Below are 25,372 nucleotides of genomic sequence, written 5' to 3'. Positions count from 1 at the left end.
TTGCTAGCGAATATCTCTTAGTTTTAACTGAAGGCTCACCGTTCCGTTCCATTCATTTTCATCCAACGAAAATACGGCATCAAATGGTTTTATGCTTTTAACTCGTGTCAATTTATTGCCCAAATTAAACCCAATTGCGCCAATGGGATTGGAACCGGGCTGATAGAGACTGCATTTCAAGTGCTTTTCGCCCTGTCCCACCCCTCGGGCATGGCCGGTATCCTTTAAACCTTCGGCCATAAAAACAGGTGCCATGTTACCCGGTCCAAATGGGGCGAATTGCTTTAAGATCCGCATTAGTTTTGGTGTGATTTGATGCATTGAAATTTTTGCGTCGATAGAAATTTCGGGCTGCAACAATTTTGGGTCAATTGATTCAGAAACTACTTTTTCAAACTGCTTTTTGAAGAGTTCGTACTGTTCTTCCAATAGGGTAAGTCCTGCTGCATACATATGTCCGCCAAACTGCTCCAAGCAATCTGAACAGCCTTCAAGGGCATTGTAAATATCAAACCCCTTGACCGAACGTGCCGAAGCAGCCAATTTGTCCCCACTTTTGGTAAACACCAAAGTGGGCCGATAATAGGTTTCTGTTAATCTAGACGCCACAATTCCTATGACTCCCTTATGCCAATTTTCGTTATAGACCACCGAAGTGAACTTGTCCTCTTCTCGATTTTCTTGAATTTGCACCAAGGCCTCTTGTGTAATCTCTTGGTCCAAACTCCGTCTTTCGGTATTGAACGATTCAATTTCCGATGCAAAACGTTGTGCTTGCAAAAAATTGGTTTCGGTTAACAACTCTACAGCGTGTTGGCCATGTTTCATCCGTCCTGCGGCATTGATCCGAGGTGCCAAGATAAACACTACATCCGTAATGGTAAGTTCGCGCTTTTTGGTCTGATCGATCAATGCTTTGATCCCGGTTCTCGGGTTTTCGTTGATGACCATTAACCCGTAATAGGCCAGCACTCGGTTCTCTCCCGTAATCGGAACTATGTCCGCAGCAATGGCGGTGGCCACTAAATCCAGGTAGAGCAAAATGTCGTCGATGGTCTTTCCTTGCTGATCGGCCAGAGCCTGAATCAATTTAAAGCCAACGCCGCATCCGCAAAGCTCCTTGTAAGGATATGCACAATCCTCTTGTTTTGGGTCCAAAATCGCCACTGCTTCCGGTAAATCTTTCCCCGGTCGGTGGTGATCGCAAACAATGACATCGATTCCTTTTTCCTTCGCATATTTTATCTGATCAATAGCCTTTATGCCACAATCCAAGGCAATAATCAAGCTAATATCATTGTCGGCGGCAAAATCGATCCCTTTAAACGAAATTCCGTAGCCTTCAGCATAGCGATCGGGAATATAAGTCGCGACATTAGGGTAGGTTTCTTGCAAATAAGAGCTCATCAGGGCTACCGAAGTGGTTCCGTCCACATCGTAATCTCCATAGACCAAAATGTTTTCACCATTGGCAAAAGCTTGCTCAATGCGCTCCACTGCCTTTTGCATTCCCTTCATTAAAAAAGGGTCGTGCAAATGGGTTAACTCTGGTCGGAAAAAACTTTTGGCTTCCTCATAATTGGTCACTCCTCGTTGGATCAACAATTGGGCAACCAAATCATCAACTCCCAATGCTTCGGAAAGATCATCAATGCTTTTTTGTTCTGGTTTTGGTTTTACGGTCCAGCGCATATTAGGTATTAGTTTGATGTTGGGGCGTTGCTTTTAAATCTTTTAACGAGTGAAAATGTAATAAAAATGTGGGCCAGGTAGTAGGTGGGTGTAATCAGAAAATCGAACGAATGATAACCCACAAATTCTTTGAATGCAATTATAGTATCCGAAAAAATGATCAGTACAATCCCAAAAATAAAACTTCGTCTTGCCGTTGGATCACCTTTCATTCCCATGGCCGCGCCCAAAGAAAAACAAGAAATGAGCAAATACACCAAAGATGCAATCATTAACGTAACATCTGTAAAGGTGGGGTACAGTACCAAAAAGAAGAAGACCAAATATGCCACCAATAAAATTACAGTGAACATTCCCTTGATTCGACCATTGAAAAGGGCATAAAGCAAATAACCCACATGGGCCAAAAAAAAGAGGGCGATTCCCTTTACGAACATGGTGCTATCACCGTTCATATGGGATAAGAACCAATCCCCGATTATGGAAAATAAAAAAGCTCCGATTATCCACCAAGCTTCTTTAATGCTAGATTTGTCCACAATACCCATGATGAGGATAATAACAGCCCCCATACCTGCCGTACCGGACTTAAAAACAAAGTTTTCGGTCGTAACCCCCAACATTGCAAGAATCACGGAAACCGCCAACAGTACATATAACCCATTCTTTTTTAGCCACATTTGATTTATATTTTACAAGTAAAAACATGCAGGATTTTGGTAAAAATCCCATTTCGCCAAAAAGGAACCAGGGGTTATCGTCCTTTTCTACATTTTAGCTATTGTGATATAAAATTTTGATGTCCAATTTTGCAAACTTCCTGAACATTTCCATTACACCACAGTATTTTTCCACTGATAGGTCTACCGCTTTTTTCAGCTTTTCCTCGTTAAGGTCAGAGCCGGTAAAATGATACTCTATTACAACGGAATCGTAATATTTTGGATGCTCATCGGTAAGGTTTGCAATGGTCTCTATCTTGAACTCCTTTACATCCAGTTTCATTTTTTTGATGAGGGATGCCACGTCCAGACCCGAACAACCTGCCAGTGAAGATAGCATCAATGCCTTGGGGCGCAATCCTTCTCCAGATCCACCGCTTTCTGGTCCTGCATCTATTTTTATGGTCTCCCCGGATGGGTTATTGCTTTCAAAAGCCATTTCACCAAGCCATTTGGTGGTAATGTGATTTGTCATGAATATAAATTTTTGTTTCTTGTAGAAATCAAAAATACAACTTAAAATCTCATCGATGGCCTTAGTAAATCCTCTATCTCCCGATCATGACTTGGAAACCAAACAACTGGCGGAGTTCTTTAACGAAACACTTGGGTTTTGCCCGAATTCCGTTTTAACCATGCAGCACAGGCCCGCTATTTCCAAGGCGTTTATCAACCTTAACAAAGCGGTTATGGCCAACGAGGGAAAGGTAACCTCTGCCCTTAAACGAATGATTGCCTGGGTAAGCAGCAACGCGACCGGATGCAGATATTGCCAAGCCCACGCTATACGCGCTGCGGAACGTTATGGCGCCGAGCAAGACCAACTTGAAAATATCTGGGAATATAGAACCCATCCTGCTTTTTCGGAAGCGGAAAGAGCCGCTTTGGATTTTGCGCTAGCTGCTTCTCAGGTTCCGAACACCGTAAACGCCGATATAAAAGAAAGACTCCATAAATATTGGAACGATGGCGAGATCGTTGAAATGATGGGTGTAATCTCCCTCTTTGGGTACCTGAACCGTTGGAACGACTCCATGGGCACCAATATTGAGAATGGCGCCGTGGAAAGTGCTGAAAAATACTTAGGCGAAGTAGGCTGGGAAAAGGGCAAGCACGATGGGTCGAAATACTAGATTAAACTTTCTTATTTTTACCGCCTACCACAATCACAAATTCGCCTTTGGGCGTCTTATTGTTAAAGTGCTCCAGTACCTCTGTAACCGTTCCGCGAACGGTCTCTTCGTATAATTTGGTCAATTCCCGGGATACGGAAATGGGTCTGTCTTCTCCAAAATACTCGGCGAAATGGGTCAAGGTTTTAAGGAGCTTATGGGGCGATTCGTAAAAAACCATAGTTCGGGTTTCTTCGGCAAGTTCCAAAAGTCGTGTCTGACGGCCTTTTTTTACAGGCAAAAATCCCTCAAAAACAAATCGGTCGTTAGGTAATCCACTGTTCACTAAAGCAGGAACAAAGGCAGTTGCTCCGGGCAAACACTCTACTGCAATATCGTTTTCCACACAGGCACGGGTCAATAAAAATCCTGGATCGGAAATGGCCGGGGTACCTGCATCGGAGATCAAGGCATAAGTTCCTCCTTCTTTCATTTTTTGCACCAATACATCCACCTGTTTATGCTCGTTGTGCATATGATGGCTCTGTAAGGGCGAATTTATCTCAAAATGTTTTAGGAGTTTTCCGCTGGTACGGGTATCTTCTGCCAAGACCACATCGACCTCTTTGAGCACTTTAATGGCACGAAAGGTCATATCTTCCAAATTTCCGATCGGTGTAGGAACCAGATATAATTTTCCCATACCCAAAGTTACGGCCTTGAGATTAAATTCAACTTTAAAAAATCAATTTAAGCGAACCGTCTTTCGATAAGTGCCACAAATCGGGCTTCGTACTCTTCCTTACCTTTCCAATTATTGTACTCGGGCTTAACCATATTGTTGATAAAAGCTATCGATCGCTCCTGTGAATCTATGGTGGTGAGTTGGGATAGCACCCGGGTGTAATCCTCCATACTGTTGTTGAACAGATGCTTTACAAATGCCAGCTTATCGTTGAGCCCTACCTGAAAATCTTTTGCCAACCTATCGTTTACGGACTTTGCGGATGGTGCAGAAACTGGACTATCCTCTTGTGGTGCCAGATTTTCCTTGTCGTTCTTCATAAAGTTTGGCTTGGCCACAAACTCCGCGAACACACGTTCCAAATCTGCATTGGAAGGCATTTCGGAAACAATATCCTTAATGGTTTCCATGGATGGGGTGGTTATAATGTCCTCTTGGTGCGGATTGCTCTCGGGAACAGAGGTGTTTCCGCTCAAAACGGCGTTTGCCATTTTCTCGAATCTTGAGGCTATGACGTTCTGGGAAACATCGACCTCAACATCACTCAGTTTTTCATCGATAAACTTCAATACGGCCAATTTCTCATATATTTCTTTAGATCTATCATAAAGTGCCGCAAGATCGGTATCTTCCCTTGCCGTAATTATCTCGGTGGACAATTTGATCAACTCTTCCCTCAATTTCCGTATCATAGCTTTTATTCTTTACTATAAAAATAAAACGATTTTGCAAAAACCCTATCAACAAAAGGTTAAAATCTTATTGAAAACAAGGGTTCAATTTTTTAGTAGCTTTGTGCTCGTCCCATTATAACGGGAAAACAAACAATTTCTTTCAAAAATACGTTATGTTTCTCGAAAACACAGTAAACCATAAAGAACAATTTGGATGGATCGAGGTGATTTGCGGCTCCATGTTTTCGGGAAAAACAGAAGAGCTGATTCGACGTTTAAAACGGGCCCAGTTCGCCAAGCAGAAAGTAGAGATCTTTAAACCGATCGTGGACACACGCTACCACGAAGAAAACGTTATTTCTCACGACTCCAACGAAATTAGATCTACTCCTGTGCCTGCAGCTGCCAATATTAGGCTTTTGGCAGACGATTGCGATGTGGTCGGAATCGATGAGGCGCAATTCTTCGATGAGGAAATTGTTACCGTTTGCAACGATTTGGCCAATAGAGGAGTCCGCGTAGTGGTCGCCGGATTGGATATGGACTTTAAAGGAAATCCCTTTGGCCCTATGCCCGCCTTAATGGCGACCGCCGAATACGTCACTAAAGTACACGCCGTTTGCACCCGAACGGGGAATTTGGCCAATTACAGTTTTAGAAAATCCTTAAACGACAACTTGGTGCTCTTGGGCGAAACCGAAGAATATGAACCCTTGAGCAGGGCTGCTTTCTACAAGGCCATGTTGCGCGAAAAAATAAAGGAAATGGATGTGGACACAGAAGAAGTAAGCGCCAAAAACAAAAAATCGGATGAGTAAGGTAGGAGAAACCACCTTGGTTTTGGACCTGTTGGCACTAACGCACAACTACAACGTACTGCGATCCAAAATTGATCCAGATACAAAATTCTTAGGGGTCGTTAAAGCGTTTGCCTATGGGAGCGACATGGTGGCCATTGCACAAAAATTAGAGGAACTAGGTGCCGATTATCTGGCCGTAGCCTACGTAAGTGAGGGAGTTTTACTTCGGGAATCGGGTATAAAACTCCCTATTTTGGTATTGCACCCGTTGGCTTCAAATTTTGATGATTTGATCGCAAATCAATTGGAACCGAGCATCTACTCCATAAACATCCTGAACCAATTTCTGGACAGGGCAAAAGAAAAAAAACAAACGGATTATCCAATCCATATTAAATTCAATACCGGGCTGAACCGTTTAGGATTTTCTGAAGCAGATGTTGATTTTATCGTAGAAAAGACCAAAGAGAACGGGTGCATCAAAATTAAGTCTGTTTTTTCTCATTTGGTAGCCTCGGAAGATGTAAACGAACGAGTGTTCAGTTTAAAACAGATAAGCTCTTTCAAAAACATAAGCGATTCCATGACGGAAAAGTTGGGCTATGCCCCCATCCGCCATATGTTGAACACATCGGGAATCATCAATTATCCTGAAGCACAATTTGAGATGGTCCGTAGTGGAATTGGTCTTTATGGCTATGGCAATCAAGCAGAAGTGGATGCACAACTACAACCTGTGACAACCTTAAAAACCATAATCTCTCAAATTCACGAAATTGGACTCGATCAATCCGTAGGCTATAATCGAGCATTCAAAGCAACCCGAGCGATCAAAAGTGCTACTTTGCCCATAGGGCATGCAGATGGTATTGGCCGTCAGTATGGAAAAGGCAAGGGATTTGTTACCATTAATGGGGAAAAGGCTCCTATAATCGGAAATGTGTGTATGGATATGATCATGGTAGATGTCACGAAAATTGACTGCCAAGAGGGAGATGAAGCCATAATTTTTGGTTCCGAAAAATCTGCTGAACAATTGGCCTCCATGGCCAACACGATTTCTTATGAAATTCTTACCGCTATTTCTCAAAGAGTAAAAAGAGAGGTCTTAAATCAATAATTTGTTTGTGTTTTTAACCAAATGGACGGCTTTTTTGCTTAATTTGTTTCTGTATAACCAATACTTGACTATAAAATGGGATTTTTAAAAGAGTTTAAAGACTTTGCAATGAAAGGAAACCTGGTGGATATCGCCGTTGGTTTCGTTATGGGTGCTGCTTTTAAAGAAGTAGTGTCATCTTTTACCGGAGGAATCGTTTCTCCTTTGATCGGATTATTGTTCAACTCAGATTTCAACGATTTGAAATATGTGATCACTGAAGGCACACCAAATGATGCCGGAGAAATTGTAGGCGAAATTGCCGTATTGTACGGTTCGTTCTTAACCAATGTTATCGATTTTATTATCGTTGCATTTGTAATGTTCCTTATTGTAAAAGGCGTAAACAAAATGAAGAAAAAAGAGGAACCTGCGCCAGAAGCTCCAAAAGGACCGTCCCAAGAGGAACTCTTGGCCGAAATCCGCGATTTGTTGAAAAAATAAAAATCGTTGGTGCTGAAAATAATTCAGCACTCCGCTACACCAGAATAACCTTTAAAAACCATCAATGTGTTTCGCTAACACATTGGTGGTTGTTTTATTTATAACGTTTTGTTATTTTTTTATAAATGAAGCTGTATATGCTTGTTTAAACCGCTGACTGAATTACCTTTGCTACAAGAAATAGTTTTAAGATGAAAGTAGCAGTTGTTGGAGCCACCGGAATGGTAGGCGAAGTTATGTTGAAAGTGTTGGAAGAACGTAATTTTCCAATAACCGAATTGTTGTTAGTTGCCTCTGAACGCTCTGTAGGCAAAAAACTTACCTATAAAAATGAAGAACACACCGTTATCGGTTTGTCAGATGCTGTAACTGCTCGACCCGATATTGCCATTTTTTCAGCCGGTGGAGACACTTCGCTCGAATGGGCGCCCAAATTTGCAGAAGTCGGAACTACGGTTATCGATAACTCCTCAGCTTGGCGTATGGACCCCACCAAAAAATTGGTGGTGCCAGAAATCAATGCCAGTGAATTGACCGCAGACGACAAAATCATAGCAAATCCCAACTGTTCCACCATTCAAATGGTGCTGGCTTTAGACCCTTTGCACAAAAAATACCAGATGAAACGTGTCGTAGTTTCCACCTATCAATCCGTTTCGGGAACAGGGGTCAAAGCTGTGGAACAAATGGAAAACGAAGCCGCGGGCATCGAAGGGGAAATGGCCTATCCTTACCCCATCAACCGGAATGCCTTGCCCCATTGCGACGTTTTCTTGGAAAACGGGTATACCAAAGAAGAGATGAAACTGGCTCGAGAGCCTCAAAAAATATTGGACGACCGCACTTTTTCCGTTACCGCGACCGCTGTACGTATTCCAACCGCCGGTGGGCACTCCGAATCCGTAAATGTAGAGTTTCACAACGACTTTGATTTGGCCGAAGTTCGAAAGCTCCTCAGTGAAACCCCCGGTATCGTGGTGCAGGACAATCCAGAAACAAACACTTACCCCATGCCTGTTTTTGCCAACGGGAAGGACGATGTTTTTGTTGGTAGAATTAGAAGGGACGAGACACAACCCAACACATTGAACATGTGGATCGTGGCGGACAACCTAAGAAAAGGGGCTGCAACCAATGCAGTGCAGATTGCGGAGTATTTGGTAGAGAACAATCTGGTTTCGAATACATCTGAACTAATTTCATAAATTTCGTTAAAGCATCGATTTCAGCCAATTGGTTTATGTCTTTTGTGGTATTTTTATCAGAATCAATCCGATAAAACATGAAAAACATTAGTCTGTTGGCTGCTTTGGTTTTGTTTGCAGCCTGCCAAGAAACTACAAAACAAAGAGAACCTATTACCGTGACCTACCCCACTACCAAAAAAGTTGATACCGTAGATAATTACTTCGGTACAGAAGTTCCCGACCCATATCGTTGGTTGGAGGATGATCGCAGCGAAGAAACCGAAGCATGGGTAAAACAGCAAAATGCCACGACTTTTGGTTATTTGGATAAAATTCCATTCCGCAAGGATCTTAAAAACCGACTGGAAAAACTTTGGAACTACGAAAAAGTAGGCTCCCCTTTCAAAGAAGGAGATTATACCTATTACTACAAAAACAACGGTCTACAGAACCAATATGTGGTTTACCGTAAAAAAGACGATGGTAAAGAAGAGGTCTTTTTGGACCCTAACACTTTTTCCGAGGATGGTACTACATCTTTAATGGGCCTAAGTTTTACCAAAGACGGTTCCAAAGCCGCCTACCTTATTTCCGAAGGAGGGAGCGATTGGCGCAAGGGCATTGTGATCAATGCCGAATCCATGGAAATAGTTGAGGATACCTTGGTGGATATCAAGTTCAGTGGAATTTCGTGGAAAGGAAACGATGGTTTCTTTTACTCCAGCTACGACAAGCCCGAAGGAAGCGAGCTTTCGGCAAAAACGGACCAACACAAATTGTATTACCACAAATTGGGAACACCACAGTCTGAAGATAAGATCATATTTGGTGGAACTGATGAGGAAAAACACCGTTACGTAGGCGGTTATGTTTCGGAAGATCAGAAGTATTTGTTCATTTCCGCTTCGGTATCAACATCGGGCAATAAATTGTTTCTGATGGACCTCTCCCAAGATAATCCTGAACTAGTGACTATTTTGGACGACACTGAATCCGATACCTACGTAATCGAAAACGAAGGGTCAAAACTCTATTTGGTAACCAACCGTGAGGCTCCCAACAAAAAGGTGGTCGTTGTAGATGCATCCAACCCTACTCCCGATAATTGGAAAGACCTTATCCCAGAAACCGAAAATGTTTTGACCGCAGGAACCGGAGGAGGATATTTCTTTACCGAATACATGGTAGACGCCATTTCCAAAGTACTCCAATACGATTATGATGGAAAATTAATCCGAGAAGTCGAACTTCCCGGCGTAGGAAGCGCAGGTGGGTTTGGCGGCAAAAAGGAAGACAAGGAATTCTATTTCTCCTTTACCAATTACAATACACCTGGATCCACTTACAAATACAATGTGGAAACTGGGGAGTACGAGCAATATTGGAAGCCTCAGATTGATTTTGATCCGGACAACTACGAATCAAAACAAGTTTTCTACAACTCCAAGGACGGCACTAAAGTGCCTATGATCATTACCTATAAAAAAGGAACGGAACTTAACGGAAAAAACCCGACCATCCTATACGGCTATGGCGGTTTTAATGTGAGCCTTACACCCTCTTTCAGCATAGTAAATGCTGTTTGGATGGAGCAAGGCGGCGTGTATGCCGTTCCCAACCTAAGAGGTGGTGGGGAGTACGGCAAAAAATGGCACGATGCGGGCACCAAGCTTCAAAAACAGAATGTGTTCGACGACTTCATCGCCGCTGCCGAATATTTGATCGAAAACAAGTACACCTCAAAAGAATATTTGGCCATCCGTGGAGGATCTAATGGTGGTCTTTTGGTGGGTGCAACCATGACCCAGCGCCCCGACCTAATGCAAGTGGCTTTGCCTGCCGTAGGTGTAATGGACATGTTACGCTATCACACGTTTACTGCTGGTGCAGGATGGGCCTACGATTATGGAACTTCCGAGGATAACGAAGAAATGTTCAACTACATTAAAGGATATTCTCCCGTGCACAACGTAAAAGAAGGCACTGCCTACCCAGCTACTTTGGTCACTACAGGAGATCACGATGATCGCGTGGTTCCAGCGCACAGTTTTAAATTTGCTGCCGAATTACAGGAAAAACAAGCCGGAGACCAACCTACTTTGATCCGAATCGAGACCAATGCAGGACATGGAGCGGGCACCCCGGTAAGCAAGACCATTGAACAGTATGCCGACATCTTCGGGTTTACGCTGTTCAATATGGGATTTGATGAATTGCCCAACCAAGCGGTGCTCAAAGAGTTTAAAGATTGACATATTATAGGCTGTTCAGAAAGTAACTTAAAACGTCATTCTGAATTTATTTCAGAATCTTATACATTAAAAACAACATAATGTGAGAACCTGAAACAAGTTCAGGTTGACAAACATAGCTTCTGAACAGCTTTTTACACGTTTATGCTAAAAGTTCAAATAAATTCTTTCAGTTATAAAAACCGGGCCATTTTAAAGCATATTGCTTTTGACGTTGCTCCAGGGGAGCATGTGGCCTTAATGGGCGAGAGCGGCTCTGGAAAAAGCACCTTGCTGAAAATCATCTACGGATTGCTCCATGTAGAAGAAGGCTCTGTTTTTTGGGGCGAAAAAGAAGCTCTTGGACCCAATTTTAATCTGGTTCCCGGAGAGCCATACATGAAATATTTGGCCCAGGATTTTGATTTGATGCCATTCATCTCCGTAGAAGAAAATATAGGTCAGTTCCTTTCTGTTTTTGAGCGGGAAACACACGAGGAAAGAATCAACGAATTGTTGGAGCTTATCGAAATGAAGCCTTATGCCAAGACCAAAGTAAAATTTCTCAGTGGAGGCCAACAGCAGCGCGTGGCACTGGCCCGGGTATTGGCGCAAGAACCAGAAATCTTGCTTTTGGACGAACCTTTTGGCCATATCGATAACTTTAAACGCAGTTCCCTTAGGAGAAATCTTTTTTTATACCTAAAAAAACAAGGCATTACCGTACTTACGGCAAGCCACGACCCCAGTGATGTACTTCCCTTCGCTGAGCGCACCCTTATCTTGGAAAACGGTACAATAATCGCCAATGAAATCACCAAAGACCTGTACAACAATCCACCCAATTATTACACGGCCTCTTTGTTCGGACAAGTGAACCAAGTGCCCATGAAGTTATTGAAATCCTATTCCGAAATTGATAAATCGGTGTTGGTCTATCCACACGAATTTAAGTTTTCCGATTCTTCGGGTCTACAAGTGGAGGTAAGACAAAGTTTTTTTAGTGGCGGCCATTACCTGAATGAAGGTACAGCTATTGACGGAACCATCATTTTCTTCAACTCCGAGAAAAAACAGGAGGAAGGAACAACCATTTTTCTTAATGTATCTTTGAAGACCATTAACAAAAGGCTTCAGGTTGGACAAAAAACAAATTCATAGGGAACTTCAGTTCAAGGCCATGCGAAGCAGTGGTGCCGGTGGGCAACACGTAAACAAAGTTTCTTCGAAAGTGGAACTCACTTTTAATATTTCTACTTCGCAAGGACTATCCGATAGGGAAAAACAACGGATACTTCTTAAACTACAATCCCGACTTACCCAAGATAGCGCTTTAATTTTGCAATGCGACGAAGCTCGCAGTCAACACCGCAACAAAGACCTTGTAGTCAAACGTTTTTTCGACATGCTAAAAAATGCATTGATAATCCCTAAAAAGCGAAAAGCGACCAAACCCACCAAAACTTCTAAAGAAAAACGGTTAAAGTCCAAAAAGAAAACCGCAGAGAAAAAGATATCCCGTAAGCGTCCCGATTTGGGAAACTGATAATTTTTCAGTTATTAACTCACAGAATTACCAACCCTTCAAAAAAAACATCCGTAATAAATTGATATCATATCCATTTAATTTCCTCAATACAAATGCTTAAATTTCAAGCATATTAAACTAATTCACTAAAATGATTTCTAAAACTAAAAAGTTAAAAACACTGCTGTACACCACCGTTTTGTTTTTGTTCTGTGCTGCATTTTCCATAGCCCAGAATGTTCCCAAACCAGAAGATGTATTTGGATTTAAAGTAGGTGCTGACTACAAGCTAGCTGATTATTCACAGATTGAAGATTACCTATCCAAATTGGATGATGCATCCAACCGGGTAAAAAAAATTGAGATTGGCGAAACTGTTTTAGGTCGCAAAATGTACCTATTATTTGTTTCCACTGAAGAAAACTTGGCACAGTTGGATAAATGGAAGGATATCAGCACCAAATTGGCGCGTGTGCAAGTGGGCGAACAAGAAGCCGTAAAACTATCTGAAGAAGGAAAAGCCATTGTTTGGGTGGATGGCGGAATGCACTCCACTGAGCTAGCTCACGGACAAATGACTTCCGAATTGGCATACACCTTGGCAACTTCTGAATCTGCTGAAATTCGGAAAATACGGGAAAATGTAATTACTCTTATTATGCCCGTAATGAATCCTGATGGCCTGGACATTGTTGTGGACTGGTACCGCAAAAATTTAGGAACACCTTACGAAACATCTCGCCCCCCGATTCTTTACCATTACTATATGGGGCACGACAATAATCGTGATTGGTTCATGAACAATATGCCCGAAACCTACAATGTTACCAAAATACTGTACAACGAATGGTATCCGCAGATTGTTTATAATCACCATCAGACTTCACCATCCTGGACCAAGATCTCATTGCCACCATATGCCGATCCGGTAAATCCAAGAATACATCCGGCAATTACCGCTGGGGTTAGCGAAATTGGCTCAGCAATGACCAAACGCTTTTCGCTGGAAAACATGCCCGGCGCCATTGCGGACAATTTTTACACCATGTTCTGGAACGGAGGTGGACGTACCGTGCCCTATTACCATAATATGATAGGGATTTTGACCGAAACAGGGCATGCCTCCCCCACACCACGATATTACGACCCTGAGAAATTGCCCAAGACCGTAGCCGGAGGAACACCTACCGATGGCACCGACATTATGTACCCAGACCCATGGAAAGGTGGAGAGTCTCATTTTAGGGATGCTGTTGATTATATGTTGACCGCAACATGGGCCACTCTGGACCTTGCTGCCGACCGTAAGAGCAACTACCTGTACAACATCTACAAAATGGGTAAATCTTCTGTGGATAAAGGCAAAACAGAAGGTCTGTATGCTTACATTATCGGTAAAGAACAATGGGATTCCTTTGAGGCCGTAAATTTGGTAAATGTTTTGCTCAGAGGCGGAATCGAAGTCCAAAGAGCCACCAAGGATTTTACGGTGAACGGCGTTGCATACGAAAAAGGTTCTTACGTAATCTATACCGCACAGGCGTTTAGACCGTACTTGCTAGACCTCATGGAAAAGCAAAACTACCCCACCCGCTTTCAATATCCGGGCGGTCCTCCGGACACCCCTTATGATTTAGCAGGATGGACATTGCCCATGCAAATGGGAATTGAGGTCGCTAAAATAGAAAAGCCTTTTAAAGCACCTACCGAAAAAGTATCGGGCTTGGTTAACTATTACGAAGGCACCTTAAACCGAAATGGTTCCTTCGGATATGCACTTAACGTAAACACCAATGCCTCCGTAATCGCAACAAACAAAATACTAAAGGCAGGAGGTACGGCACACAAGAGCATGACCGAGTTTAAAGCGGGCAAGAAAACCTTTCCGGCAGGATCCTACATTGTTTCTGGAGATAAGGAATTGATGGAATCACTAGCAGATGAATTCGGATTGGAATTCACTGGACTGTCCGCAAAACCAGAAGTACAACTCAAAAAAATCCATTTGCCCAAAGTAGGTTTGTACAAGTCTTGGGTGGCCAATATGGATGAAGGTTGGACACGCTTTATCATGGACGAATATGAGTTTGATATGGATACCCTGCACGATTCAGACATAAAAACCAAGGATTTATCGCAGTATGATGCCATTATTATCCCATCACAAAGAGCAAGCTCCATTTTGCACGGTCACGATAAAATGAGCATGCCAGAAAAATTTACCGGGGGAATTGGGCTTAAAGGAACATTGGCGTTGAGCAACTATGTGGAGGAAGGCGGAACCTTGATTGCTTTTGATGCCGCCAGTGATTTTGTGATAGAACAATTTGGTTTGCCATTGCGCGATGCCGTAAAAGGCGCCGACAACAACGATTTCTTTATTCCCGGCTCCTTGATCAAGGCCGGAGTGGATACTTCTCATCCGTTGGCCTTCGGTATGAAGGACACCGTTGCCGTTTCCTTTAACAGGAGCAGGGCCTTTACCATAAACAAACAGAGAAAAACGGGCGAAGGCGGAAAAGAGGACATTAAAGATGCCCCTGCCCCCGAAGTCGAAGTTATTGTTAACTATGCTGCAAAAGATCTGTTGATGAGCGGCTGGGCCATGGGCGAAGATCGCTATATAGCAAAAAAGCCTGCCATGGTAAAAGCCAAGTACGGAAAAGGTGCGGCCATCTTGTTTGCCTTCCGTCCGCAATTTAGGGCACAGCCACGCGGCACTTACAAATTGATTTTTAATGCGATTTATGAAGGTGCTTCAGAGTAGAAGAGCATCTTAATGTATAAAGGAAAACCGCATCAATTTGATGCGGTTTTTTTTTTCACCGCTATAACCGCGTCATTCTGAATTCATTTCAGAATCTCACTGCATTCATAAAACAAATAGACATGAGAACCTGAAACAAGTTTAGGTTGACAAAAATCGATTTACTATCTCATCTAAACAAAATCGCCACGGCACCAATCGCGGTTACGATCAAAATAAAGCGTTTGTAATTTTTTTCGTTGATCTTCTTCACCAAAAAAACACCTAAGATCAAACCGGCTCCAATTGCTGGCAATAATCTCAAATTAATCAATAGGCTATCTGCCGAGATGGTTTTCCAAACAAAAACATGAAAAGGCAGTTTAAACAGGTTGGTAATAAAAAACAGCCATGCCGCCGTGCCCACAAATTCATTTTTTGGCAATCGCATGGCCAAAAAGAAAATATTGGTAAATGCTCCCGCCAAATTCCCAATCATGGTGCAAATCCCGGCCAAAACGCCCATCGAGCCGGAAAACAACCAATGGGTAGGGACCTTTTTGGACTTCCTGCGATCCCACCAGATCAGCATCCCCAAACTAATAAATATCACTACCACCATGCCCCATTTAAATTCGCGCTCCGGCAGATCTTTTCCAATAAATACCCCGACCAAGATCCCCAAGATCATCCATGGAATAAATTTTATAATGTATTTCCATTGGGTATGCCGGTTGTAATAGACCACGGCAAAAACATCGCCCACGATCAACAAGGGAATAAAGAGCCCCGTAGATGCCCGCGAACCGAAAGCCAATGCCATAAGGGTTACATTAAAAATGGACATCCCTTTAAGTCCGGCCTTGGAAACACCCATTAAAAAAGCTGCTGTAGCAGCCATGGTCCAAGCAGTAACAGATATATCGGAAAAAGCAGAGAGAAGCATGTGGCATTTTTAGAGGTACACAAAAGTAACCCAAAAAAGCTATCTTTAACTCCAGCCAAACCAAGCAAATGAAACTAGAACTTTTAGATTACATCATCATTTTTGGGTTTTTTGCCCTTGTTCTCTTTATTGGAATATACGTATCCAAAAAATCTGGCAAAAACACGGCTGAGTACTTTTTATCGGGGCGCAGCATGCCTTGGTGGCTTTTAGGGTTCTCGATGGTGGCTACCACTTTCTCTACCGACACCCCCAACCTGGTAACGGATTTTGTACGTACGGACGGTGTATCCGGAAACTGGGGCTGGTGGGCCTTTTTACTTACCGGCCTGCTCACGGTTTTTGTATATGCCAAACTATGGAGAAAATCCAATGTCGCTACCGATATGGAGTTTTATGACCTTAGATATGGAGGAAAACCTGCTCATTTCTTAAGAGGTTTCCGGTCTTTATATCTTGGTGTAGTCTTTAATGTAATGGCCATGTCAGCCGTAACCTTGGCCGCTATCAAAATTGGGCAGGTAATGCTCGGTCTGGAACCTGTTGAAACCGTTCTTATCGGTGGGACCGTAACTGTGATCTTTAGTGCCATTGGAGGGTTTAGAGGCGTGGTCTACACAGATTTCATTCTGTTTTTTGTTGCTATGGGCGGTGCCATTGGAGCCGCGGTATATTTGGTGAATATGCCAGAAGTTGGTGGGCTGGACAATATTTTGGCCAATACACAAGTTCAGGAGAAAATGTCCATTCTACCCGATTTTTCGGATACCGATGCTTTGATAAGTTTATTGATCATACCCCTAGCGGTCCAATGGTGGAGTGCTTGGTACCCCGGTGGTGAACCAGGCGGCGGCGGTTATATTGCACAACGTATGCTGGCCGCAAAAAATGAAAACCATGCCATTGGCGCTACGTTCTTTTTTAATATTCTACATTATGCCCTTAGACCCTGGCCATGGATATTGGTAGCATTGGCGTCTATTGTTGTATTTCCGGATTTGGAAAGTATCCGGCAAGCCTTTCCCGATGTGCCGGAAAACATCCTCAAAAATGATCTGGCCTACTCTGCCATGCTTACCATGCTGCCCACAGGACTATTGGGACTGGTATTGGCATCGTTGGGAGCGGCATATATGTCAACCATCTCCACCCACCTTAATTGGGGATCCTCTTATATTGTGAATGATTTTTACAAACAGCAGGTCAACAAAAAAGCTTCCGAAAAAGAGTTGGTTAATGTGGGACGGATTTCCACGGTCGTCCTGATGGTCCTGAGCAGTCTATTCGCTTTGGAACTTAGCAATGCGACCCAGCTATTCGATATAATCATTATGTTCGGGGCAGGTACTGGACTTATCTTTTTATTGAGATGGTTCTGGTGGCGCATAAATGCATGGAGCGAAATAGTGGCAATGTTCTCATCCGGAATTATTTCAATAGTATTCTGGCAATATGAAGATGTCCTCTTTTTATCAGACGGGGCTCCTTTCCCTACATGGAGCAAATTTCCATTGGTTGTTCTTATTACCACTATTTTATGGTTAGCCACTACATTTTTGACCAAACCAGAAGAAAACAAAGTGCTCTACCGTTTCTACAAAACCACAAAACCTGGTGGCCCAGGATGGAAAAAGCTTCATGAAGAAGCTAGGGCCGAAGGCATTTCTTTGAATGATGAAAATGTGAAATGGAGCGTCCCATCCGGTGTTTTGGCCATGATCGTTGGTTGTATTTTGGTTTATGGTTGTCTTTTTGCTACCGGAAATTGGATCTACGGCAATTATCCTTTGGCCATGGGGCTCAGTATCTTGGTATTGGTAGCCACATTCATACTTTTGAGAATTTGGCGGGGAATGAAAAATGTATTCTAATCGACTTAGTCTCGCAATTCCAATAACCTCGATACATACTTTCCGACCACATCAAACTCCAAGTTTACGATAGAACCTACTTTGTAGGCATGAAATCGGGTGTGTTCGTGGGTGTAGGGAATAATTGCGACACTAAAGCTGTTCTTCTGTGAGTTTACCACTGTTAAACTTACACCGTCCACGGTAATGGATCCTTTTTCTATGGTCACATTGTTTACATGGGGATTGTACTCAAAAGTGTAGATCCAGCTTCCGTCTTTTTGATCAATGGATTGGCAAACGGCCGTTTGATCTACGTGGCCCTGCACAATATGACCGTCCAATCGGGCGCCCAACACCATAGCTCGCTCTAAATTTACCTCATCGCCAACTTTTAACTCGCCCAAATTGGTTTTGCTCAAGGTTTCCTCGATTGCCGTTACGGTATAATTATCCCCGTCCAAGGACACTACGGTGAGGCAGACCCCATTGTGCGAAACGCTTTGGTCTATCTTCAACTCCGAGGTAATCTCGGCCCCAACGGTAATATGGAGATTCCCCCCATCTTTTTCTATCTTTTCAACCTTACCCAAAGTCTCAATGATCCCTGTGAACATGTGTATTATTAATTGACTAGTTTTGTAATGCAAAAGTAGCCATAACAGCGTTCATTTTATGAAGGAAAATCAAAAAATAAAGTTAGGGATCTCTATTGGGGACATTAATGGAATTGGGTGCGAAGTGGCACTAAAAACGTTTGAAGACCCTCGTATGTTGGACTTTTGCACGCCGGTATTCTTTGCGTCCAATAAAACCATTTCACAACAGATCAAAGATTTGGGCCTTAACATAAAATTCAATGGTGTTAGGGATGCCGATCAAGCACTGGAAGGCAAAATAAATATAGTAAATGTTTGGAAAGAGATGCCTAACATTGCCTATGGGGAGGCCACAAAGCAAGGAGGCGATTATGCCATACGCTCCCTACGAGCGGCCGTTGCTGCTTTGAAAGAGGATAAAATTGATGTATTGGTAACGGCGCCCATCAACAAAAACAACATACAATCGGAGGACTTTAATTTCCCCGGCCATACGGACTTCCTTGCCCAAGAACTTAAAGGTGAAAGCTTAATGTTTATGGTAACCAACGAGTTGCGTGTTGGTTTGTTAACCGACCACATCGCCGTTAAAGATGTGGCTAAAACCATTACGCCTAAATTAATCCGTAACAAAATTGCCATTATGGAGAAATCCTTAAAAATGGATTTTGGGATTCGACGGCCCAAGATTGCAATGTTGGGAATCAATCCGCATTCCGGAGACAACGGGACCATAGGTGAAGAAGATGATAAAATACTTAAGCCCACAATACAAGAACTTTTTAACAAAGGTACTTTGGTTTATGGCCCTTATTCCGCAGATAGTTTTTTTGGCTCCGATAACCATAAGGGGTTTGATGCCGTTTTGGCAGCCTATCACGACCAAGGTTTGATCCCTTTTAAGACGCTTTCCTTTGGAAAGGGAGTAAATTACACGGCCGGATTGGATAAGGTAAGGACTTCTCCCGACCATGGAACTGCCTATGAAATAGCAGGAAAAGGAAAGGCCGACGAAAGCTCTTTTAAAGAGGCGGTATTTACTGGGATCCAAGTGTTTAAAAACAGAACCGAATACTTGGACTTGCACAAAAACCCGTTGCAAAAACAAAAAATGAAGCGTGGCGATTAAAAAGTTAGAAGCAATTTGGATATTTGTTGTTGTAAGAATTGCAGTTTTGTAAATTAGTAGTATCTTTGCACCCGCCTTTAAAGGCTGGTACACAAACCTTAAGTGTAGAAATGATGAAGCTGAAAGAGTATATGATCCCTTTTTCAGGTCTGAAGCTGGGAGAACATAAATTTGTGTACGAAATCGATGATGCGTTCTTTGAATCTTTTGACTACCAAGAATTTAACGGAGCTTCCGTTCATGTAGATGCCATTTTGGAAAAAATGAGCACCATGATGGAACTACGGATAAAAGCCAAGGGAACTGTAAATGTGGATTGCGATCTAACTGGCGAACCTTTCGACCAGCCTATCGACTCCGATTTAAAGCTCGTCGTCAAATTTGGCGAAGAGTACAACGATGAAGATGATGAAATCTTGATCATTCCCCATGGCGAACACCAGTTCAACATTGCACAGTATATTTATGAGATGCTGGTACTGGCCGTCCCACAAAAAAGGGTTCATCCCGGTGTGGAAGACGGTTCGCTCCAATCAGATATCTTGGACAAGCTGGAAGAGCTTCAGCCAAAAGAGAAAACAACATCATCAGAAAAAACAGATCCCAGATGGGACGATTTAAAAAAGTTACTAACGGATAAATAGGTTAATAATGGCACATCCTAAGAGAAAAATATCGAAAACCAGAAGGGATAAAAGAAGAACCCACTACAAAGCAGTTGCGCCAACAATTGCCAAAGACTCAACAACAGGTGAAATGCACTTGTTCCACAGAGCTCACTGGCACGAAGGTAAATTGTACTACCGAGGCCAAGTGTTAATAGACAAAACTGAAGAGGAAACTGCGGCTTAACCGCAACTCCCTTAAAATAAAGCAACTCCCGTTGAATAATTAACGGGAGTTTTTTTATGCGCCCATATTAACACCCCCAAAATCGGTTGATTTTACCCGTAAAGTCATATAAAATGACTAATTTTCACCGCTTTTGGGTCAAATTTCAATGTTTTTGACAATAAAGAGAGGCTAAAATGAAGAAAACAACGGCAGCGATAACAGCTGTAGGAGGATACCTTCCTGATTTTGTTCTTTCCAATAAAGTATTGGAAACCATGGTGGATACCAACGACGAGTGGATCACCACCAGAACGGGAATAAAGGAAAGACGAATCCTAAAAGAAGAGAACGCGGGCACATCTTTTATGGCTATAAAGGCCGCAGAAGATTTGCTTAAAAAACGAGGTGTCGATGCTTCCGAAATAGATATGGTCCTGGTTGCCACAGCAACTCCGGATATGCCAGTAGCAGCTACTGCCGCTTTTGTAGCTTCGGAAATCGGTGCGACAAACGCATTCGCTTATGATCTGCAAGCTGCCTGTTCCAGTTTTTTATATGGCATGTCCACCGCGGCCAGTTATATAGAGTCTGGCAGGTATAAAAAAGTATTACTGATCGGGGCCGATAAAATGTCGTCCATAATAGACTATACCGATAGAACCACCTGTATAATTTTTGGTGATGGTGCCGGAGCGGTTCTCTTTGAACCGAACAATGAAGGATTGGGACTACAGGACGAATATTTGCGATCCGATGGCATAGGGCGTCAGTTTTTAAAGATAGATGCAGGAGGTTCCATTATGCCCGCTTCGGAAGAAACCGTTAAAAACAAACAACATTACGTTTTTCAGGATGGTAAATCCGTTTTTAAGTTTGCCGTTTCCAATATGGCCGATGTTTCCGCATTGATCATGGAGCGTAACAACCTGAGCAAGGATGATGTGCAATGGTTGGCACCTCACCAGGCCAATAAACGGATTATTGACGCCACGGCCAACAGAATGGGTCTGGAGCCTGAAAAGGTTCTCATGAACATAGAACGTTACGGAAATACAACATCCGCTACATTACCTTTGTTGCTTTACGATTTCGAAAAGCAATTAAAAAAGGGAGACAATATTATTTTCGCCGCTTTTGGTGGAGGTTTTACATGGGGTTCCATTTATCTTAAATGGGCCTATAACTCTTAATCACACAACTAACTAAATTATAATCCATGGACATTAAGGAAATTCAAAGTTTGATCAAGTTTGTGGCCAAATCGGGTGCCAGCGAGGTAAAGTTGGAAATGGAGGACATTAAGATCACCATTCGAACAGGAAGCAACGACTCCAGTACACCAGAAACCACAATCGTACAACAGATTCCCGTAGCCCAAGCGCCTACAGCAGCCGCGCCAGTCGCAACACAGGCCGCACCGCAGGAAGCAGCGGAACCATCACCATCAGCTCCAGGTAAAGCCGATGATGACTCAAAATACATTACCATTAAATCCCCCATCATAGGAACATTCTACAGGAAGCCATCTCCGGACAAACCACCGTTCGTTGAAGTTGGCAGCACTATAAACCAAGGCGATGTTCTTTGTGTGATAGAGGCGATGAAACTTTTTAACGATATCGAATCAGAAGTTTCCGGTAAGATAGTTAAGATATTGGTTGACGATTCCTCTCCTGTTGAGTTTGACCAACCATTGTTCTTGGTAGACCCATCGTAGTAAGTTTTAGATGATATAGCTTGAGCAACGCCAATGTTGCTCGGGACCATTTAAAATTTTATCATTCAAAATTTAAGATTGTGCTCTATGTTTAAAAAAGTATTGATTGCGAATAGGGGTGAAATTGCCTTGAGGATCATTAGAACCTGCAAGGAAATGGGTATTAAAACAGTTGCCGTTTACTCCAAGGCCGATGAAGAGAGTCTTCATGTACGCTTTGCAGACGAAGCCGTTTGTATTGGCCCAGCACCCAGTAGCGAATCTTACCTCAAGATTCCAAATATTATAGCGGCCGCGGAAATAACCAACGCCGACGCTATACACCCAGGATACGGTTTTCTATCCGAAAACTCTAAATTCTCCAAGATCTGTGCAGAGCACGATATTAAATTTATCGGTGCCTCTGGCGACCAAATAGACAAAATGGGAGATAAGGCGACCGCTAAAGAAACCATGAAAAAAGCTGGTGTTCCCACAGTGCCAGGTTCCGAAGGCTTGCTCAAAGATGTAGACCATGCCAAAAAGGAGGCCAAGAAAATGGGGTATCCGGTAATGATCAAAGCTACAGCCGGTGGTGGTGGTAAAGGTATGCGCGCCATTTGGTCCGAAGACGAGATGGAGAAAAACTTTAACAGCGCCGTTACAGAAGCAACTGCTGCCTTTGGCAACGGTGGCATGTATATGGAAAAGTTGATAGAAGAACCCCGCCATATCGAAATTCAAGTAGTGGGAGATCAGTATGGAAAGGCCTGCCATTTATCGGAAAGGGACTGTTCCGTACAACGTAGGCATCAAAAACTTACCGAAGAGACCCCTTCTCCGTTTATGACGGACAAGCTGCGCGAAGATATGGGAAAGGCCGCTGTAAAGGCCGCGGAGTTTATTAAATACGAAGGAGCGGGCACCATAGAGTTTTTAGTGGACAAGCACCGAAACTTCTACTTTATGGAAATGAACACCCGTATCCAGGTGGAACATCCTATAACCGAACAAGTCGTGGACTACGATTTGATCCGCGAGCAAATATTGGTCGCTGGCGGTGTACCTATCTCGGGCAAAAACTACTATCCCAAGTTACACTCCATAGAGTGTCGAATAAATGCGGAAGATCCTTATAACGACTTTAGGCCATCTCCGGGAAAAATCACTACCCTGCACACGCCAGGTGGTCACGGAGTTCGTCTGGACACCCACGTGTACAGTGGTTATATGATTCCTCCGAATTATGATTCCATGATCGCCAAGTTGATTACCACTGCCCAAACTCGAGAGGAGGCCATCAACAAAATGAGAAGGGCCTTGGACGAGTTTGTAATCGAAGGGATAAAAACTACGATTCCTTTCCATCGTCAGTTGATGGACCATCCAGATTATTTGGCCGGTAATTATACCACCAAGTTTATGGAAGATTTTAAAATGGATCCAAAATATAAACAAGAACATTAAGCTAAGCCCCGATCAATTCGGGGTTTTTTAGTTATGGATTTAAGTTATTGGGAATATAAAAGCTGGTTTTCCAACGTTGATTTTACTGTAGTTGGCAGTGGGATCGTTGGAATTAATTGCGCTGTCCGTTTAAAGGAAAAATATCCCAAAAGCTCTATCTTGATTTTAGAAAAAGGAAGTCTTCCACAGGGTGCCAGCACTAAAAATGCGGGGTTTGCCTGCTTCGGGAGTGCTTCAGAAATATTATCGGACCTGGAGCATCATACGGAGCAAGAAGTAGTGGAATTGGTCCAAAAGCGAAACAAAGGAATTCAAAGACTACGTAAACTACTTGGAGATACGGCCATAGATTTTCAATTGCACGGCAGTCACGAGCTTTTTCCTTTAGGAAAAACGCAGTTGTTCGATAAATGTTTGGAGTCCATCCCATACCTCAACGGTCTCATGGAACCCATATTTGGGAAAGGTCCGTTTGTGACCAACGACAATAGCTTCAATTTTGGGAAAATCCAGAATAAATACATCACCCATACAGAGGAAGGACAATTGGATACCGGAAAAATGATGCGCTCCTTGATCCAAAAATGCTTGTCCATGGAAATACCGATCATAAATGGGGTTTTGGTTGAAGAGGTGGTCGATTTGCAAAACAGAGCTATCATAAAAACGCCCGGTTTCGAATTTACAACCAAGAAAGTATTTGTTGCTACCAATGGATTTGCTTCCAAATTGCTCAAATCCGATACCGTTCTGCCTGCCAGGGCACAGGTGTTGGTCACAGAGCCTATTAAAGACCTACCTATAAAAGGTACCTTTCATTTTGATGAAGGTTACTATTATTTCAGGAACATAGAGAATAGGATCTTGTTCGGGGGCGGAAGAAATCTTGATTTTGATGCGGAAGAGACCGTTGAATTTGGACAAACGGACCTTATCCAAAATCAATTGGAAGTTTTACTTAAAACCATGATTTTGCCCAATCAACCCGTAAAAATTGACCGTAGGTGGAGCGGAATAATGGGGGTGGGTAAACAAAAAACACCTATTATCAAGCCCGTTTCCAATTCCGTTTACTGCGGTGTACGTTTGGGTGGAATGGGCGTTGCCCTAGGGAGTCTAGTAGGGGAAGAATTGGCCGATCTGGCCGATTAAACCATTCTTCCATCCAACAAATTAATGATTCTAGAGCCGTATTCCGCATTTTTCTCAGAGTGCGTCACTTGAATTATGGTTACCCCGTCATCATTCAATTGTTTAAAAAGCTCCATGATTTCTTCTCCTTGGGTTGAGTTTAGGTTGCCCGTAGGCTCATCTGCCAAGATCAATTTAGGGTTGGATATAAGCGCTCTGGCCACTCCGACCAGCTGTTGTTGTCCTCCGCTCAATTGTGCGGGAAAAAGATCTTTTTTTCCAACAATATTAAAACGGTCCAACATATCGGCAACCATTGCCTTGCGTTCGGAGCCTTTTATCTTTTTATAGATAAGCGGCATTTCCAGGTTTTCCTTTACGGTGAGGTCATCCAGTAAATGATAGGACTGGAACACAAAACCGATATATTGTTTGTACAGGTTTGATCTGTGTTTTTCTTTTAATGAGTGTACGGATTCGTCCATAAAATTATACTCGCCCTCGTCAAAGGTATCGAGCATCCCGATAACGTTTAGCAATGTGGATTTACCGGAGCCCGATGGTCCCATTACCGAAATAAACTCTCCTTCCTGTACTTCGAGGTTTATGTCCTTGAGCAAAAAAAAGCGTTGACCCCCTGAATGGACCCATTTAAATATGTTGTTAAGTTGTAGTAGCAT

Annotated in this window: 25 protein-coding genes; 17 read left to right on the top strand and 8 right to left on the bottom strand. The window is 42.9% G+C overall.

From position 1 onward, the window contains the following. Window positions 1-3 precede the first annotated feature (3 nt). The 3 genes from recJ to ACXAFK_RS02255 form a co-directional block, all read right to left on the bottom strand. Window positions 4-1,692, bottom strand: coding sequence for a single-stranded-DNA-specific exonuclease RecJ (gene recJ, locus ACXAFK_RS02265; RefSeq protein ID WP_474956663.1), 1,689 nt, complete (start codon window positions 1,690-1,692; stop codon window positions 4-6). An 8-nt stretch (window positions 1,693-1,700) separates the two neighbouring features. After that, entirely contained in the window at window positions 1,701-2,372 is a 672-nt protein-coding gene (locus ACXAFK_RS02260) for a lysoplasmalogenase (RefSeq protein WP_474956662.1), read from the bottom strand. A 94-nt stretch (window positions 2,373-2,466) separates the two neighbouring features. Next, the gene (locus tag ACXAFK_RS02255; protein WP_224836054.1) at window positions 2,467-2,889 is read right to left on the bottom strand and encodes an OsmC family protein; all 423 of its coding nucleotides are present in this window, start codon (window positions 2,887-2,889) and stop codon (window positions 2,467-2,469) included. Window positions 2,890-2,944: 55 nt separating this feature from the next. On the opposite strand from ACXAFK_RS02255, the gene ACXAFK_RS02250 reads away from it, so the two are divergent. Next, window positions 2,945-3,547 carry a carboxymuconolactone decarboxylase family protein gene (locus ACXAFK_RS02250; protein ID WP_224836053.1) on the top strand — a complete coding sequence of 201 codons (603 nt, stop codon included), beginning with the start codon at window positions 2,945-2,947 and terminating at the stop codon, window positions 3,545-3,547. Window position 3,548: 1 nt separating this feature from the next. Here ACXAFK_RS02250 and rsmI read toward each other — a convergent pair whose 3' ends face one another. Together rsmI and ACXAFK_RS02240 are read right to left on the bottom strand one after the other, a co-directional pair. Next, window positions 3,549-4,229 (bottom strand): 16S rRNA (cytidine(1402)-2'-O)-methyltransferase, encoded by a 681-nt coding sequence (gene rsmI, locus ACXAFK_RS02245; protein WP_474956661.1) that lies wholly within the window; start codon window positions 4,227-4,229, stop codon window positions 3,549-3,551. A 47-nt stretch (window positions 4,230-4,276) separates the two neighbouring features. After that, window positions 4,277-4,963 (bottom strand): hypothetical protein, encoded by a 687-nt coding sequence (locus ACXAFK_RS02240; RefSeq protein WP_252080939.1) that lies wholly within the window; start codon window positions 4,961-4,963, stop codon window positions 4,277-4,279. A gap of 155 nt (window positions 4,964-5,118) precedes the next feature. Between ACXAFK_RS02240 and ACXAFK_RS02235 the strand changes: the two genes are divergently transcribed. The 8 genes from ACXAFK_RS02235 to ACXAFK_RS02200 all read left to right on the top strand — a co-directional run bounded on the left by ACXAFK_RS02235 (window position 5,119) and on the right by ACXAFK_RS02200 (window position 15,061). Next, window positions 5,119-5,763 carry a thymidine kinase gene (locus tag ACXAFK_RS02235; RefSeq protein ID WP_224836048.1) on the top strand — a complete coding sequence of 215 codons (645 nt, stop codon included), beginning with the start codon at window positions 5,119-5,121 and terminating at the stop codon, window positions 5,761-5,763. Next, complete coding sequence (alr, locus tag ACXAFK_RS02230) at window positions 5,756-6,865, top strand: alanine racemase (RefSeq protein WP_474956660.1); 1,110 nt, start codon at window positions 5,756-5,758, stop codon at window positions 6,863-6,865. The genes ACXAFK_RS02235 and alr overlap by 8 nt, the downstream gene beginning before the upstream one ends. 75 nt (window positions 6,866-6,940) lie before the next feature. Continuing rightward, window positions 6,941-7,348 carry a large-conductance mechanosensitive channel protein MscL gene (mscL, locus tag ACXAFK_RS02225; protein WP_224836046.1) on the top strand — a complete coding sequence of 136 codons (408 nt, stop codon included), beginning with the start codon at window positions 6,941-6,943 and terminating at the stop codon, window positions 7,346-7,348. 191 nt (window positions 7,349-7,539) lie between these two features. After that, window positions 7,540-8,553, top strand: a complete 1,014-nt coding sequence (locus ACXAFK_RS02220; RefSeq protein ID WP_474956659.1) for an aspartate-semialdehyde dehydrogenase — start codon at window positions 7,540-7,542, stop codon at window positions 8,551-8,553. A gap of 77 nt (window positions 8,554-8,630) precedes the next feature. Continuing rightward, window positions 8,631-10,787, top strand: a complete 2,157-nt coding sequence (locus ACXAFK_RS02215; RefSeq protein WP_474956658.1) for a prolyl oligopeptidase family serine peptidase — start codon at window positions 8,631-8,633, stop codon at window positions 10,785-10,787. Between the two features lie 144 nt (window positions 10,788-10,931). Then, window positions 10,932-11,927, top strand: a complete 996-nt coding sequence (locus tag ACXAFK_RS02210; protein WP_474956657.1) for a sulfate/molybdate ABC transporter ATP-binding protein — start codon at window positions 10,932-10,934, stop codon at window positions 11,925-11,927. Next, window positions 11,905-12,312, top strand: a complete 408-nt coding sequence (gene arfB / locus ACXAFK_RS02205) for an alternative ribosome rescue aminoacyl-tRNA hydrolase ArfB (RefSeq protein WP_293298237.1) — start codon at window positions 11,905-11,907, stop codon at window positions 12,310-12,312. Before ACXAFK_RS02210 ends, arfB begins: the two co-directional genes overlap by 23 nt. Before the next feature lie 133 nt (window positions 12,313-12,445). Continuing rightward, a complete protein-coding gene (locus tag ACXAFK_RS02200) occupies window positions 12,446-15,061 on the top strand; it encodes a M14 family metallopeptidase (protein WP_474956656.1) in 2,616 nt (871 codons plus the stop codon). 169 nt (window positions 15,062-15,230) lie between these two features. Here the strand turns inward: ACXAFK_RS02200 and ACXAFK_RS02195 are convergent, their stop codons facing one another. Continuing rightward, complete coding sequence (locus ACXAFK_RS02195; protein ID WP_474956655.1) at window positions 15,231-15,986, bottom strand: sulfite exporter TauE/SafE family protein; 756 nt, start codon at window positions 15,984-15,986, stop codon at window positions 15,231-15,233. A 68-nt stretch (window positions 15,987-16,054) separates the two neighbouring features. Here ACXAFK_RS02195 and ACXAFK_RS02190 point away from each other — a divergent pair, with 68 nt between their 5' ends. Beyond that, a complete protein-coding gene (locus ACXAFK_RS02190; protein ID WP_474956654.1) occupies window positions 16,055-17,857 on the top strand; it encodes a sodium:solute symporter family protein in 1,803 nt (600 codons plus the stop codon). A 5-nt stretch (window positions 17,858-17,862) separates the two neighbouring features. Here the strand turns inward: ACXAFK_RS02190 and ACXAFK_RS02185 are convergent, their stop codons facing one another. After that, window positions 17,863-18,453: a riboflavin synthase gene (locus ACXAFK_RS02185; RefSeq protein WP_474956653.1), complete on the bottom strand. Its 591-nt coding sequence runs from the start codon at window positions 18,451-18,453 to the stop codon at window positions 17,863-17,865. 58 nt (window positions 18,454-18,511) lie between these two features. On the opposite strand from ACXAFK_RS02185, the gene pdxA reads away from it, so the two are divergent. From pdxA to ACXAFK_RS02150, 7 genes are all read left to right on the top strand, one after another. Further along, entirely contained in the window at window positions 18,512-19,564 is a 1,053-nt protein-coding gene (pdxA, locus tag ACXAFK_RS02180) for a 4-hydroxythreonine-4-phosphate dehydrogenase PdxA (RefSeq protein WP_474956652.1), read from the top strand. A gap of 110 nt (window positions 19,565-19,674) precedes the next feature. Next, window positions 19,675-20,208, top strand: a complete 534-nt coding sequence (locus ACXAFK_RS02175; protein WP_252080952.1) for a YceD family protein — start codon at window positions 19,675-19,677, stop codon at window positions 20,206-20,208. A gap of 7 nt (window positions 20,209-20,215) precedes the next feature. Beyond that, on the top strand, window positions 20,216-20,416 hold the full coding sequence (gene rpmF, locus ACXAFK_RS02170; protein ID WP_100816683.1) for a 50S ribosomal protein L32: 201 nt from the start codon (window positions 20,216-20,218) through the stop codon (window positions 20,414-20,416). Between the two features lie 176 nt (window positions 20,417-20,592). Continuing rightward, complete coding sequence (locus ACXAFK_RS02165) at window positions 20,593-21,588, top strand: beta-ketoacyl-ACP synthase III (RefSeq protein WP_474956651.1); 996 nt, start codon at window positions 20,593-20,595, stop codon at window positions 21,586-21,588. A gap of 26 nt (window positions 21,589-21,614) precedes the next feature. Then, complete coding sequence (accB, locus tag ACXAFK_RS02160) at window positions 21,615-22,115, top strand: acetyl-CoA carboxylase biotin carboxyl carrier protein (protein ID WP_474956650.1); 501 nt, start codon at window positions 21,615-21,617, stop codon at window positions 22,113-22,115. A gap of 87 nt (window positions 22,116-22,202) precedes the next feature. Next, complete coding sequence (gene accC / locus ACXAFK_RS02155) at window positions 22,203-23,561, top strand: acetyl-CoA carboxylase biotin carboxylase subunit (RefSeq protein ID WP_474956649.1); 1,359 nt, start codon at window positions 22,203-22,205, stop codon at window positions 23,559-23,561. A 33-nt stretch (window positions 23,562-23,594) separates the two neighbouring features. Next, a complete protein-coding gene (locus tag ACXAFK_RS02150; protein ID WP_474956648.1) occupies window positions 23,595-24,713 on the top strand; it encodes an NAD(P)/FAD-dependent oxidoreductase in 1,119 nt (372 codons plus the stop codon). Here ACXAFK_RS02150 and ACXAFK_RS02145 read toward each other — a convergent pair. Beyond that, a complete protein-coding gene (locus tag ACXAFK_RS02145; RefSeq protein ID WP_224836031.1) occupies window positions 24,710-25,372 on the bottom strand; it encodes an ABC transporter ATP-binding protein in 663 nt (220 codons plus the stop codon). The two genes, ACXAFK_RS02150 and ACXAFK_RS02145, sit on opposite strands and share 4 nt — an antisense overlap.

Source organism: Flagellimonas sp. ABD4_174, assembly GCF_056160185.1.
This window is presented reverse-complemented; position numbering and strand designations above follow the sequence as displayed.